We start from the raw sequence: 13,430 nt of genomic DNA on the forward strand, positions 1-13,430 counted from the left end.
CAACCGTCATCGCCGCCGCAGCACTCACCGCCGGCTCCGGCATACCCGCCGCCCTCCGGATCACCGACCACACGAGCCGCTGACCCCCGCTCTTGTCGGGAACCGTCCTGCGGGCCGGTCGGTCCCGGCAGCCTGAAACACGCCCGCCGCACCTGCCCGGACACCGCGGCGGCCCGGGCCCAGGCGCTGACCGGGCGAGGTGTCTCCCCGCGTGTGTGGTGGCTGTCGTACGGTGCCCAGCCCGTGGCGGGGGCGGTGGACCGACGTCCCCGACGGCGACCTCACCGTTGGGCCGGGCACGTGGCCTCGATCGTCGCCGAGACAGGTGAGGCCAGTAAGCGCGACGGCCCGGCCCTGCCGCGCCGGCCGGCACTGCGGCAGGGCTACTGGTGGTGGCCCGGCACCGTCCCCGTACCGGACCCGGCGGGCAGGCGGCCCCTCGTACCGGCCGGAGAGGACACCGTCCACCCGGTGATCGGCGGCACGGGCGGCATGGGCCCGGCGCCGCGTGGCTGCTCGCACACACCCGCGGTCGGATCCTGGTGCTGTCGAGAAACCCGCGGCTGCCCGAGGAGTCGAACGAATGGGGCCACCACGTCGGCCCCGTCCGGGCGGATCTCGCCACCACGCCTGCTGACGAAGCGGCGGCGGCCGTCACCGACCAGACGTCACGGCCAGACGGCGTCATCCACGCGGCGGGTCTCGGACACGCCGGGGTGCTCGTACGGCGTGACAGCACAGCGATGCGCGAGGCCGTCGCAGTCCGCGAGAGAGGCGCACTCGTCGTCGAGCACCTGATCGCAGTTTTCCGTCCGGCGGTCGCGGTCTACTGCTCCTCGATGTCCGTCTGGCTCGGCGGTGTGGACCACTGCGACTACGCGGCGGGCGCGAGCCTCCTCGACGGCTTCGCCCACCACCACCGGGCCACCGACACGGAGACGACAGTCCGGATGGGATTCGACTGGGACATCTGGAGCGAGAGCGGAATGGCGACCCGGGTCCTGAACCCCGACACCCGCCATCAGGACCATCTCTCGGTGGGCCTGACCGGCCAGGAAGGAAAGCGGTCTTCGGCCATGCCCTTGCCCCGCAACTGCCTAAACTCCTCGTTTCCACTGCAGACATCGAGGCCTATCGAGCCTTCTACACTTCCGCCGAACCCGAGGACTAGTCCTCACGCACCGGATCGGCGAGTCGGACGGACGTACCGGAGGAAGCCCCCGGCGCCGGAGGTTCCGAAGAGCGAGCGGACGCCATGGCCCGGGCGATCGATCCTGGCCGACTCGCTGACCCTGATCAGCCTGATTGCCCGGACCAAGGACGGCTACGGTGTCGAGTTCGACCTGTCGTCCTTCAGTCACCGCGTCAGCGTCACGGAGATCCTCAAGCACATGGAGGTGGCCCTCACCCCGCCGAGCCCACCGCCGAGGCGACCGGAAGCACGACCTGGGTAGTCCTCGACAACTGACTGGAGGAGACCGGTCCGGCCGTCCTGTGTCTGGTGCACCCGTTGGCGGCGACATCCAGGCCTCCGCCACTGCCCCACGCAAGGGTGCTGACCACCGCCTACGACGAAGCCCATTTCGACAAGGTGCGCGCCGCCGAACTCGGCAGCCCAGCACCCTCGTTGCCGACCGAGCACGCGTAGGCGTACGCCGAGAGACTGGCTCACTGCTGCCGCGCCAACCTGCGCAGCCTCGGGGAACACCGTGTGAAGCCGCTCGTCTCCGTCCTCACGTATCTGTGGCTTGCCGAGCACCCCACAGTGGGCATGCCCGCCCCCGCCCCCCCCAGGAGCCGGAGCGCCAGTGGGCCACCTGCCTCCCCTCGTCCACCGTACTCAGGTACCTGCCCACGGACCACCACGGCATCGTCGCGGCACCCCAGGTGGACACGGTGGCCAAGGCCATCAGAGCGACGCCGGCGATTCCGGGTGCCGGCACACCTGGGACCGCCGACCTGCACTGAACCCACTCTTCTGGAGGTTGACATGGAGTCATACGAACGCGAGGCAATCGATGCGGTGACCACGCGCCCCGCGCATCCCTACCGCACAGTCACCGTCGAACGGATCATCCCGATTCTGGGCGCGGAAGTCTCGGGCGTCGACCTGTCGCAGGAGATCCCGGCGGATCAACTGGGCGGCCTCCGCCCGCCTGCTCGGAGCGGACCCCGTGCTGCGGGGCCATCTACGGATCGCCGTGACTGTCCTGGTCGTGGTCCACCATGCTGCCCAGCCCTATGGTCCCGCCGACTGGTGGTACGTCGAGGGCCGGCCGCGTTCGGGTGTTCTTACCACGCTGTCCGCCGTTGACGGCTCCTTCTTCATGAGCCGGTTCTTCTTCGTCTCCGCTGTCTTCGCACCCGGCTCGTACGAGCGCCGCGGCGCCCGGCGCTTCTTGGGAAGTCGGCTGGTACGACTCGGGATCCCGGGCGCGGTCGACGCCCTGGCGATCGTGCCGGGACTGTTGTACGCATACTGCGTGCACTGCCGTGGCTACCCGCCGATGTCATTCCCGCGCTACTTCACCGACGTGAACGTGGGACTGGGGGACAAGCCGACAGGTTGGGGGCGGCCCCTCCTGGTCGGACCTCCAGTTCGGCCACCTGTGGTTCAGACGAGTGGGTACCGGTTCTGAGATTCCTCCAGGTCGAGCCCGCACGCGTGCCGCAGTAGTCCACCTTCTTCGCGTTGGGAATCATCGCTGGCAGCCTGCGCTCTTCCTGGCCGGCGCCGACTCCACCGGCTTTGGACCGGGCGGGGCGAACGGGCCGTCCGTCGTGTGGGCGCCATACCAGAGTGTGCTGTGTGCATCCCTGTGCGTCGGACTGCTCACGCTCTTTCGCGGGCACGTGCAAGGCAGTAGCTGGTGGGCGAAGGAGGTGGTGGCAGGCCCCCTACGCCGCCTGCATCGTTCATCTGCCGCTGGCGGTCGCCGCACAGTACGGCCTGGCCGACCGAGGTCTGCCCGCTGCAGGCTCGTGCCTCCTCGTTGTGGCACTCGCGCTACCGACCTCCTCTCTCCGCGCGGCAGGGAATCGGTGTCCGGCGTGAGTCCTCAAGAGCGAGACGATGGCGCTCAAGAGCGACGATCGGTGAACGGCGGTGAACCAGCGCGGAGGCATCGAGCTCGTAGCCGTTGGGGGTCACCCGTCAGTTGCGGGAGTTGCCGAACAGCAGGCGGCAGCCGACCAGTAGAACGAGGGCGCCGGCGATGGCTGATCCCCAGGTGGCCGCGTCGAAGAACTCCCGCTGTACCGGCCGGTCGAGGAACTGGGCCGACAGCCAGCCGCCGAGGAACGCTCCCGCAATACCGATCACCGTTGTCCCGACGCAACCGCCCGGGTCCCGCCCAGGCAGGATCAGCTTGGCGATCCCTCCGGCCAGAAGTCCCAGAATCAGCCAGGCGATGACGCTCATCTCTCCGGCGCTCCCTTCCACTGCTCTGCTTGTAAGAGTCGGACCCCTACAGCATATCTTCTACAGCTGTGTAGAGGATGTGATGCTGAGTGGGCGTCTCTGTGGGCGGGCCGGCGACGCCGGTCGGCGGGCACCCTCGGTGTGCAGCGGCGGGAACCGCCGTGTCGGTTGTGGCATCTGGGAATTCGTCCGTGGACATGTGCTCCGTCCCGCGTGTTGCGAGACCGCTCCGACCGGCGGATGCGCTCCGTGGCTGTGGCACTTCGGCGATCAACGAGAACGAACTGCCGGGGATTCCGCCCGAGAAGCTGCGCGAGGCAGGCTTCACCGTCGTCGGAACGGGCAACGCGTCGAAGAGTAGCAATACCACGGTGAAACATCCGCCCGGCCTGGAGCAGCAGGCCGAGGCCCCTACCACCAGAATGACCGGTACACAGGCCGGACGGGACACGGAGGCCGTCTCCCGCACAGTGACCCTCGTGGACGAGAGTGATCTCGACCCTGCGCGCATCGGGCGAGTGTGCCGGGCGGAACTGTCCACCTCAACCGCGTTCTTCTGGCACCCTTCCGTGCGTGGAAAATGGTCTCGCGTCGATGACCTGCGCCCCCGCGTGGTTCCTCCGCTGCCGCCCCGCCCTGAACGGCGACACTGGTGCAAGGGTCGGCGCCGAATACCGGACCCAGTCGCGCTGGCGGGCATCTGCTACGTGCCGCACACCGGTGTGACCTGGCGCGATGTACCGCGCCACCTGGTGCCGCATCAGACAACGTTCGCCCTATAGCGCCGCCGGAAGACTCGTCGAAAATGTCTCCCTGCAGTAGCCGAGGATGGCCGCATTCTGGCCGCCGACAATCAGAACAACTCCGCAGGCGAGAACGCCTACTGGGACGCGAACGACTGGAGCCAGTACAGCGGCCGGTGGGGGACCGTCCAGACCACCTGGTCCGGCACAGGCAAGGAGATCATCGACCTGGGATGGTCCGTAAGAGCGACCGTGGATGCCAGTCTCACCGCTTCCGCAACGGCAGACTTCGGCAGCTCCGGTATCGAAGAAGTCCGAGAGCTTGCACCGCGCTGCGACGACATAGTCAAGGGCTCTGCGCCGGGCTGTGTGCTGCCGTACTTCAAGCTGAACTGGACGGTGGACACCAATTTGTATCCGGCCGCCGGTGGTCACTACTGGTACATGCAGCAAGTGATGCCTGATCACGCCGGCTCCAAGCGGTGGGGCTCGTTGATGCACTACCTGGGCCCCGACACTCCCGTCAAGAACAGTGCCGGGGGCACGTGGACGTCGGACAACAGCCGTACCCGTGTATGCGACAACACCTGGAGTGTGCACGCGTCCGACGCGTCGGTGGGGTCGGTCGACTGCGATGAGTTCGCCATGGCCTCCACGCATGAGTCCGGCGGCTATCCCAAGAGCGTGAACCTGGTGACGTCCGGCAGCAAGTGTGCACTGTTGTTCACCGACAAGATGGGCGACGGCTCTGCGAACTACGGGCTTCTGGCGGATACCCGTGCGGCGACCAAGGGGCCGAGTGGTTCGGAACGGTGCGGGCGTGCGGCTATCCCCAGCGTGCAGAATCAGCGGGGTTCAGTGGCTTTCCGGCCCCGTCGTGGCGGATGCTCGACGGTGACGGCTTCTTCGTGACCCTGCCGGGCTTCGAGCACTGCACCTCGACTGCGTCTACCTGCACCTGGCGCAAGGTCGGCTGAGGCAGCCTGGGCTCCCCCGCCCCTCCGCGTTCAGCCGGTCAGGGGCTGCCACCAGTCTTCCTGCGCCGGATCGAGCCTGCTGCCCCAGACCAGTACCCCGTCGATCAGGCCCGGTTTGTCCCGTGTGGCAAGGTCCGGGGATTCGAGCATGTCGGCGACGTCTTCCAGGTAGGTGAGGAGCGTCTCGTCCTCATCGTCCTGGCCCTCGTTGTATCGGGACCAGCGGCCCAGAGAGCCTGATGAGGTGACCAGGTGTAGCCCTGAGGTGCGGTCGGTCACGCCGTAGGAGACCACCGGAAGCCGTGATGACTTCCAGACGGTGGTCTGGTCGTATTCCGGGCGGCCGGCGTTGAGGTGTCCTGGTGTGCTTGGGAGTCCATCTTCTGCCGGTATACGGAAGCCACGGCCTCCAAAGACATCAGAGCCTGGTTCCCGGGCAGGCATCCCGCACCGTTGACCCCGTCATCCCCTGCGGTCAAAATCCAAAGGGCCCGTACGTCAGCAGGTATCTCAAGGCCTAGTACTGCAACGGTGCTTGCCGTGACTGGTGGCCAGGCTGGTCGTTGGTGTGGTTATGGGTGGGGACCTTGCTGATGTCAGGTTGTGGGCGGGTGAACTGGAAGCTGTGCATGGGCGGTTCGTGCACCGTTTCAGCAGGTCGGAGCCCCGGGAGTCGGCACTGGCCTATATGCGGGGCCTGATCGCTCCGCTGCAGCGGAAGAACGGCTGGACGCTGGCGGAGGAAGCAGGCCACGCAGGCCCGGACCGCATCCACCGGATGCTGAACCGGATCGAATGGGACGCCGACGAGGTGCTCGACGACGTGCGCCGGTACGTGGTCGACAACCTCGGCGACCCCGGTGCCGTCCTGGTCGTGGACGACACAGGTTTCCTGAAGAAGGGCACGCGGTCGGCGGGGGTGCAGCGCCAGTACTCCGGCACAGCCGGGCGGACGGAGAACTGCCAGGTCGGCGTCTTCCTCGCCTATGCCACCGACCGTGGGCGGACGCTGATCGACCGGCGACTGTATCTGCCCACCTCATGGACCGACGACCCGGAAAGATGCCGCCGGGCCGGCATCGGCGACGAGGTCGCCTTCGAGACCAAGGTGGCCATGGCCAAGGCAATGGTCCGCCGCGCGATCGCAGACAAGGTCCCGTTTCGGTGGGTGACCGCGGACGCCGCCTACGGCTTTTCCAAGGGCTGGCGGTCCGAGCTGGAGCGGGCGGACGTCTTCCACGTCATGGCCACCACCCGGCACGACACCGTGGTCACCCGCTGGGCGATCGACCATCCCGTCCACGACCTGTTCAACGGCCTCGCCCGGCAGAAATGGAAACGTCGTTCCTGCGGCACCGGAGCTCACGGCCAGCGGATCTACGACTGGGCACGCGTCGAGGTGCGGCCCTGGCACCGGTCCGACCGCCGCCACTGGGTGGTCGCCCGCCGCAGCGTCGCCCGCCCGCAGGAGATCTCCTACTACATCGCCTACTGCCCCGCCGAGACCACACTGGATGACCTGATCCGCATCGCGGGCAGCCGGTGGGCCATCGAGGAATGCTTCCAGAGCGCCAAGCAGGAATGCGGCCTGGACGACTACCAGGTCCGCCGCCACCCCGGATGGCACCGCCACATGACCCTGGCCATGGCCGCCCACGCCTGCCTGACCGTCCTGCGAGCCCGCGAGCTGGATACCGGGAAAGCAGAAACGGATCCTCCCAGCTCATCCACCTCAGCCTCGCCGAGATACGAAAGCTGATCACCCGCCTCACCAACCGCCGGCCCACACCCGTCGAGCACATCCTGCACTGGTCGACCTGGCGCCGCCGACGACAACACCAGGCCCGCACCAGCCACTACAAACGACGCGGACACATCCCCTGACCTGGCCACCAGTCACGGCAAGCACCGTTGCAGTACTAGTGCTCTGACCGCATAGGTTCGCCGGGTTGACGGCGTCCGTGCTCGGACCGGCTGGGCTCGGTGTGGGAACAATGCGAGCGGTTGCGGAGCTGATCAAACTAGGCTCCCAGCATGTCTGGTCCGACGTTGTGGTGATCGAGTTGGCGGAGCCGCTCTCCCCGGGTGTGCTGCGGAAGTTTCGCGCGTTGATGGTGGGGCTCTCCTCCCACTTCGACGAGAAGCGGCCTGGGTTCTTCGACGTCAACGTGCCTGCAGAGCGACTGGGCGTCGAGGACGGGCGAGAGCAGGACTGGCGAAAGCCGTTCCCGCTGCCACTCCTCGGCAACACCTCCGCGGACGAGGAGCTCACAGCCCTGGTGGGGTTCAATCCGCGGCGCGAGGACTGGCGTCGGCCCTTCCTGGTCTACTTGATGGGGCCGGGCGTCGGCGACGAGAGCATCTTCGAGGCTGAGCACTCGGACGAGCCCGAGGTGAAGGCCATCCTCGGCTTCAGACCGACCCATGCCGTCAATGTCAGCGCCGGCTGCAATCGCGAGATCGACCATGTGACCACGGCCCTGCTGACCGCCGCTGTCATGGACGTCATCGGGGGCGTGGCCAATGTCGAGCTGATGGATGGACAGGCGTCGGTCGTCGCTGGCCTTCCGGGGGTGTTGGGGATCGCGGGCGACGACTGGATGGCGCTGGGATCGGCGGAGTTCCTGCGGGCCTGGGTCGGGCACCCCGACTTCCGGCTGGTCAAGTAGCCCAGACAGATTCGCGGCGGAGGTGGTGCTGTGACCTGGAACGTTCGCCGTGTTGCCTGATCATGCGGCGAGAGCGGGTCGGCCGCCCCGGTGCGTTCCGTGACCAGGACGTCGTGGTGGCGGGCATTGGCATTGCGCCAGCGGAGGTAGCCGTGCAGGGCTCGGGTCTGCACGGTGTGGTTGGGGTGGTTCGAGTTGGCGATGGTGAACTGCCGCAGCGGTCCGAAGTGCGCTTCGATCGGGTTCGCCCACGAGGCGTAGGCCGGGGTGAAACACAGCTCGACCTTGTGCTTCTTCGCCCAGCGACGGATGTCGGCGCCCTTGTGGGCGGACAGGTTGTCAAGCATCACGTAGATCGGTGCGCCGTCGGGCCGGGCGGCACGGGTCGATCTCAGCGCGGCCAGCGTGTTCACGGCTCCCTTCTTTCGCCGGTTCACGGCCCACAGCCGGTCGTCGCCCAGTGAGTAGCAGCCGTGGAAGTACCGGACTCCGTGGGTGCGGTGGTAGGTGGCCGGCAGCCGGTCGGGACGCAGTTGTTCGGCCCAGCCCGAGCCCGCGGTGGGCCGGATCCCGAGTGGGCCGAACTCGTCGAAGGCGAAGACCCGATCCGGGAAGCGGTCCAGGACGTGCTCGATACGGCCCAGCTTGCCTCCCGTTCGGGGGCCGGGGGCTCCTTCCAGGTCTTGGTGAGCTGGAAGGTGACGCCGCGGCGGGCGAGCAGGCACCGGTAACGCCTCACGGCCAATGCGGATCACCCGGCCGTGCACTTTGCGCGGGTAGGCGACCAGCTTGCGCAGCGACCAGCGGGTGAACGGCTGACCGGGCGGGTAGTGGCCGTCGCGATGACGAAGTCGTCGTCATCACTGAGTCGGCGGGGACGGCCTCCCGCCCACTGAGGGTCCAGGCGGGCCGGACCCTTCTCATTGAACGCGTGGATTACATCCCTGACGGTGTCCTAGTCGGCCTGCACCAGCTGGGCGATCACCGGCACTCGGTTCCCGCCGGCCGAGGCCAGCAGCATCATCGCCCGCTGGCAGCGAACTGAACTGGCGCTGCCCCGGCGCACGATCTGCTGCAGCTTCTGGCCCTCCTGGTCGGTCAGTCTGCGCACACGGACGGGCTCGGCCACCGCGCCTCCAGCGGACGGACCGGATGTCACCGCACATCCAACCGCTACGACCGCCAACTCGGCCAGCCCAATCCGGAGTCAAGGACGTTCCGACGGGGCGGATGCTTCGCGGGATGTTCGAGTACGGGACCACGATGCCTCCGGCCAGCCGGGTCTGATGAGACCTCCGCATAGAGCGGCGCGTGGTCCCTGTGCTCATGGTGGTGGTCGCGTGGGTGCCGGACGGATGCCTGTGCTGCTCCTGGTCGGGATGCCTAGTGTGAGATCGCGCAACGTTCGGCTCTCTCGTGACTGCCACCACTCGGTAGGTGGGTGTTGACGTTCGTCGGTGCCGGGCGGACATCTGAAGCCAGCACGGCCAAGCAGGCCTCGGCTGAGACCGGGTGCCGTCCGGCACCGTCATGCGTCAGCACTGGCCGCTTGATTACTCGTTGGTGTTGGTGGTGCGAGCCCGCCGCACGGTGACCTCTTGTTACGCCCGAGCCGAGCTCCCGTGCAGACCGGGGCCCCTGGGGTGCGCTGGTGCCACGAACGGCTAGTGAGGTGGCGGACCGACCGGATGGTCGAGTCCTGGAATTAGGTCGCTGCGTGGCCCGCATGCGCTCGCAACCAGCGCAAACACCGCATCTCTGGGGAGGAAAGAGTTGATCTACTGCGGCATCGACTGGGCCGAGAGGACACACGACGTTGCCTTGGTCGACGACACCGGCCAGCTACTTGCGAAGCGACACATCACCGACGACGCGGCCGGCTACAGGAGCCTGATAGACCTGCTCGCCCAGTACGGCGACACGGAGGACACCCCGATTCCGGTTGCGATCGAGACCTCCCGCGGTCTGCTGGTCGCGGTGCTGCGGGCAGGCAAGCGGAAGGTGTTCGCGATCAACCTGATGGCGGCGGCCCGCTACCGCGACCGGCACGCGGTCTCCCGCAAGAAGTCCGACCCCGGCGACGCCCTGGTCCTGGCGAACATCCTGCGCACGGATATGCATGCCCACCGGCCGCTGCCGGGCGACAGCGACCTGGCCCGCGCCATCGCCGTACTGGCCCGCGCTCAGCAGGACGCGGTCTGGAACCGGCAGCGTGCGACACGAAGTCGCACCAGAGAAGTGAGGGCAGCCGCATGAAGGGAAGTTGATCGGCTGTTCTTCGGGCCAGTGTCCAGGGCCCGTCCCCACGCTCACATGCGTCGCTGGCAACGGCGGGGTGTGAAGCTGAGCGTTCAAGCCCAAGGGCACCCGGGCCATCCGGGAGCCACAGGCGAGGGGAAGGCTGGACGGGTGAACGCAGGTGAACCCCCGATGATGCCTCGTCATTCCAAGACCGCGCGATGGTGTGCTTGCGGCGGTTTCAGGACCCTGTGCTGAAAGGCACGAGGCGACCTCCGGCCAGTTGACACCGGAGGGAGGACACCGCTGGTCCCGGGGTTTAGGGGGCACCCACCCCAGCCGTTTCTTACTGGTGCGGAACGTGGAAACCCCGTCGTGGTCCAAGCCGATGGCTTGGTAGGCCGACCGCAAGGAAGGCTGATGCTCCGGCGGGAGAAGGATGATCCAAGAAGCAAAGGCCGGCAGGCCGAAAGGCCAGAGGAAACCACGGGTCGGGGTCTTCACCCGCCCGCGCATAACTCGTCGGATACGGGCCCTGGTGGCCCGGCCCGAAAGGGCGCCCACGTGGATCGGGTGAGCCTTTGAAGCTCGCTCAGCAAGAGACGTCAGAACCGAGGGACAAGTTAGACACCGGAGGCAAACATGGAGGTCACGGCCCCGGCCGGGGTATCCGAGCCTGCGGCGAACGGACCCGAGGGCGTGGGCCTCGACTGGCACGGCATCGACTGGGCCACCTGCGAGGACAACGTACGACGACTGCGGCAGAGGATCTTCAAGGCGACGCAGGAAGGGGACCTGAAGAAGGTCCGCAACTTGCAGAAGCTCATGCTGCGGAGCCACAGCAACACGCTGGTCAGCGTGAAGCGGGTGACACAGCAGAGCAGTGGTCGCAGGACCGCTGGCATCGACGGGGAGCGAGCCCTCACCCCCAGGGCGAGGGGCAAGCTGACGGCCGAGATCCATCGGTCTTCCCAACCCTGGCGAGCCAGGCCGGTCAAGCGGGTGTTCATCCCCAAGAGCAACGGGAAACAGCGACCGCTCGGCATTCCTGTCCTCCGGGACCGGATTCTCCAGGCCCGCGTGAAGAACGCGCTGGAACCCGAGTGGGAGGCACGGTTCGAGCCGAAGTCGTACGGGTTTCGACCGGGCCGCAGTTGTCACGACGCAGTCAGAGCGATCTGGTCCACGACGAACGGGAAGAACCCGAAGCGTCAGTCGGTCCTGGACGCGGACTTGTCGGCGGCATTCGACCGGATCGACCACGATCACCTGATGGCCGCGCTTGGGCAGTTCCCCGCCAGGGACCTGATCCGAGGCTGGCTCAAAGCGGGTGTGGTCGACCACGGCCGGTTTGCACCAACTGAGGACGGAACTCCTCAAGGCGGTGTGATCAGTCCTCTGCTGCTGAACGTTGCCCTGCACGGATTGGAACAGGCCGCAGGATGCCGATACGGAAAGCCGGGCCCCGCAACTGGAAGGGAGCCTGGCGCTCTGAGAAGCTCTCCGGTGCTCGTGAGGTACGCCGACGACTTCGTTGTGCTCTGTCACAGTGAGGAACAGGTGCGCCAGGTCAGGGACCGTCTGGAGAAGTGGCTGGAGCCGAGAGGGCTTCGCTTCAACGAAGAGAAGACCAAGGTCGTGCACCTCGATGAGGGCTTCGACTTTCTCGGGTTCACCATCCGCCGACTCAACGGAAAACTGATCACCAAGCCGAGCAAAGCGGCCTGCGCGAGGCTCCGAGCGCGATTGCGGACCGAGGTGAAGGCCCTGCGAGGGGCCAATGCCGGAGCCGTACTGCGCAAGCTGACCCCGATCGTTCGCGGTTGGGCGGCTTACTACCGTGGGGCGTGCTCCACAAGGACGTTCGCGTCGATGGATCACTACATGTGGCGGCTGACCTACAACTGGGCCAGATACCGCCACCCCACGAAGCCGAAGTGCTGGATCGTCAAGCGGTACTTCGGCGAGTTCCACCCGTCCCGGCGAGACAAATGGGTGTTCGGTGACCGCGTCTCGGGTTGCTTCCTGCCCAAGTTCTCCTGGACGGGCATCGTCCGCCACTACCAGGTCAAGGGCGCGGCATCCCCGGATGACCCCGCCCTGACGAAGTACTGGCGAGATCGCCGCCACCGCAGAGAGCCACCGCCGATGGACAAGACCAGTCTTCTCCTGGCAGCCCGGCAGAAGGGGCTGTGCCCCCTCTGCAAGCAGGCTCTCATCGTCGGAGCCGAATACGAACCGGACAGCCCACGCGAGTGGATCAACTGGTTCGCGGCCTCGAAGAAGATGCTCCACAAGCATCACTTCACCTACCGACGCGACGGCGGCACCGACGAACGGAGCAACCTCCGCCTCGTGCACTCCGAATGCCATCGCCAGCACCATGCCCGCGATGACAGACGGACCACACAACGCAGTTGACCTGCGAAGCCCTCGGGCTTGCTTGAGCCGGATGCCTCGAAACGAAGCACGTCCGGTTCTTAGGGGGCCGGATCGCGGCAACGCGATCCGGCTACCCGACAGGTCGCCAACCAGCTTCGCTCGCTGTTGCGCGAGTACTACCCCGCCGCTCTGGAGGCCTTCGCCAAGTGGGACAACGGCTTGTGCCGACCGGAGGCCCGCGAGCTGATGAAGCTCGCGCCGACACCGGCCAAGGCCGCGAGCCTGACTCGCACCCAGATCACGGCGGCTCTCAAGCGTGCGGGCCGCAAGCGCGGCATCGAGGCGGACGTCGAGCGGCTGCGCGAGGCATTCAGCACCGACTGGGCCCGTCAGTCCGAGCTTGTCGAGGATGCGCTCGGCAAGCAGACGCTCGCCCTCCTCGGACAGCTCACGGCCGCCTGCACCGCCGCCGCCGACCTCGCCCAGGCCGTCGAGGAGGCGTTCCCACAGCACCCGGACTCCGAAGTCATCCTCAGCTTCCCCGGCCTCGGTATCCGGCTTGGCGCCCGGGTGTTGGCCGAAATCGGAGACGACCGCACCCGCTTCGCGGACGCCCGCGGCCTGAAGGCCTATGCGGGCGCCTCACCCGTCACCCGAGCCTCCGGCAAGAAGTCCAGCATCACCAGACGATGGGTGAAGAACGACCGGCTCAACCACGCCGGCTACCTCTGGGCGTTCTCAGCGATCACTGCCTCGCCCGGTGCCAAAGCTCACTACCGACGGCGACGTGACGACCACGGAGACTGGCACGCGGCTGGCCAGCGCAATCTGTTCAACCGGATGCTGGGCCAGCTCCACCACTGCCTCAAGAACCGCCGCCTGTTCGAGGAACGCACCGCGTTCCCGGCGCCGCAGGCCCCAGCTCTGGCGGCGGCATAGGTGATCCCGCTCATGACTCACCGCCCCAGGAGGTCGCTCCGCAGCGTGCTTGAATCACCGG

8 protein-coding genes and 3 pseudogenes are annotated in these 13,430 nt (G+C 67.2%); 8 read left to right on the top strand and 3 right to left on the bottom strand.

The features are described 5' to 3' along the window. Positions 1 to 392: 392 nt before the first annotated feature. Both ACH4D3_RS18890 and ACH4D3_RS18895 read left to right on the top strand, forming a co-directional pair. Positions 393 to 1,454, top strand: coding sequence for a ketoreductase domain-containing protein (locus ACH4D3_RS18890; protein WP_398323621.1), 1,062 nt, complete (start codon positions 393 to 395; stop codon positions 1,452 to 1,454). Between the two features lie 762 nt (positions 1,455 to 2,216). Next, positions 2,217 to 2,639, top strand: coding sequence for a hypothetical protein (locus ACH4D3_RS18895; protein WP_398323622.1), 423 nt, complete (start codon positions 2,217 to 2,219; stop codon positions 2,637 to 2,639). A gap of 515 nt (positions 2,640 to 3,154) precedes the next feature. Here ACH4D3_RS18895 and ACH4D3_RS18900 read toward each other — a convergent pair. Next, positions 3,155 to 3,421, bottom strand: a complete 267-nt coding sequence (locus ACH4D3_RS18900; RefSeq protein WP_398323384.1) for a GlsB/YeaQ/YmgE family stress response membrane protein — start codon at positions 3,419 to 3,421, stop codon at positions 3,155 to 3,157. 995 nt (positions 3,422 to 4,416) lie between these two features. Between ACH4D3_RS18900 and ACH4D3_RS18905 the strand changes: the two genes are divergently transcribed. Further along, positions 4,417 to 5,076, top strand: a complete 660-nt coding sequence (locus ACH4D3_RS18905; protein ID WP_398323386.1) for a hypothetical protein — start codon at positions 4,417 to 4,419, stop codon at positions 5,074 to 5,076. Positions 5,077 to 5,171: 95 nt separating this feature from the next. Here the strand turns inward: ACH4D3_RS18905 and ACH4D3_RS18910 are convergent, their stop codons facing one another. Next, positions 5,172 to 5,420, bottom strand: coding sequence for a hypothetical protein (locus tag ACH4D3_RS18910; RefSeq protein WP_398323387.1), 249 nt, complete (start codon positions 5,418 to 5,420; stop codon positions 5,172 to 5,174). A gap of 295 nt (positions 5,421 to 5,715) precedes the next feature. Here ACH4D3_RS18910 and ACH4D3_RS18915 point away from each other — a divergent pair, with 295 nt between their 5' ends. Both ACH4D3_RS18915 and ACH4D3_RS18920 read left to right on the top strand, forming a co-directional pair. After that, on the top strand, positions 5,716 to 6,900 hold the full coding sequence (locus ACH4D3_RS18915) for an IS701 family transposase (RefSeq protein WP_398323389.1): 1,185 nt from the start codon (positions 5,716 to 5,718) through the stop codon (positions 6,898 to 6,900). Between the two features lie 292 nt (positions 6,901 to 7,192). Next, positions 7,193 to 7,810, top strand: a complete 618-nt coding sequence (locus ACH4D3_RS18920) for a DUF6368 family protein (protein WP_398323391.1) — start codon at positions 7,193 to 7,195, stop codon at positions 7,808 to 7,810. A gap of 92 nt (positions 7,811 to 7,902) precedes the next feature. Here ACH4D3_RS18920 and ACH4D3_RS18925 read toward each other — a convergent pair. Beyond that, positions 7,903 to 8,939 (bottom strand): annotated as a pseudogene (locus ACH4D3_RS18925) (IS630 family transposase); the annotation flags it as partial. 644 nt (positions 8,940 to 9,583) lie between these two features. Here ACH4D3_RS18925 and ACH4D3_RS18930 point away from each other — a divergent pair. The 3 genes and pseudogenes from ACH4D3_RS18930 to ACH4D3_RS18940 form a co-directional block, all read left to right on the top strand. Next, positions 9,584 to 10,063 (top strand): annotated as a pseudogene (locus tag ACH4D3_RS18930) (IS110 family transposase); the annotation flags it as partial. Positions 10,064 to 10,690: 627 nt separating this feature from the next. Beyond that, the gene (gene ltrA, locus ACH4D3_RS18935; RefSeq protein ID WP_398323393.1) at positions 10,691 to 12,469 is read left to right on the top strand and encodes a group II intron reverse transcriptase/maturase; all 1,779 of its coding nucleotides are present in this window, start codon (positions 10,691 to 10,693) and stop codon (positions 12,467 to 12,469) included. A 96-nt stretch (positions 12,470 to 12,565) separates the two neighbouring features. Further along, positions 12,566 to 13,369, top strand: a pseudogene (locus tag ACH4D3_RS18940) (transposase); the annotation flags it as partial. Between the last annotated feature and the right edge of the window lie 61 nt (positions 13,370 to 13,430).

Source organism: Streptomyces sp. NPDC018026 (assembly GCF_044327745.1).
Taxonomy (GTDB): Bacteria; Actinomycetota; Actinomycetes; order Streptomycetales; family Streptomycetaceae; genus Streptomyces; species Streptomyces rubrogriseus.

Excerpts from the sequence above, each read along its gene's own strand:
- ACH4D3_RS18900 (WP_398323384.1), bottom strand. The coding sequence starts at position 3,421 with ATGAGCGTCATCGCCTGGCTGATTCTGGGACTTCTGGCCGGAGGGATC.
- ACH4D3_RS18915 (WP_398323389.1), top strand. The coding sequence starts at position 5,716 with ATGGGTGGGGACCTTGCTGATGTCAGGTTGTGGGCGGGTGAACTGGAA.
- ltrA (WP_398323393.1), top strand. The coding sequence starts at position 10,691 with ATGGAGGTCACGGCCCCGGCCGGGGTATCCGAGCCTGCGGCGAACGGA.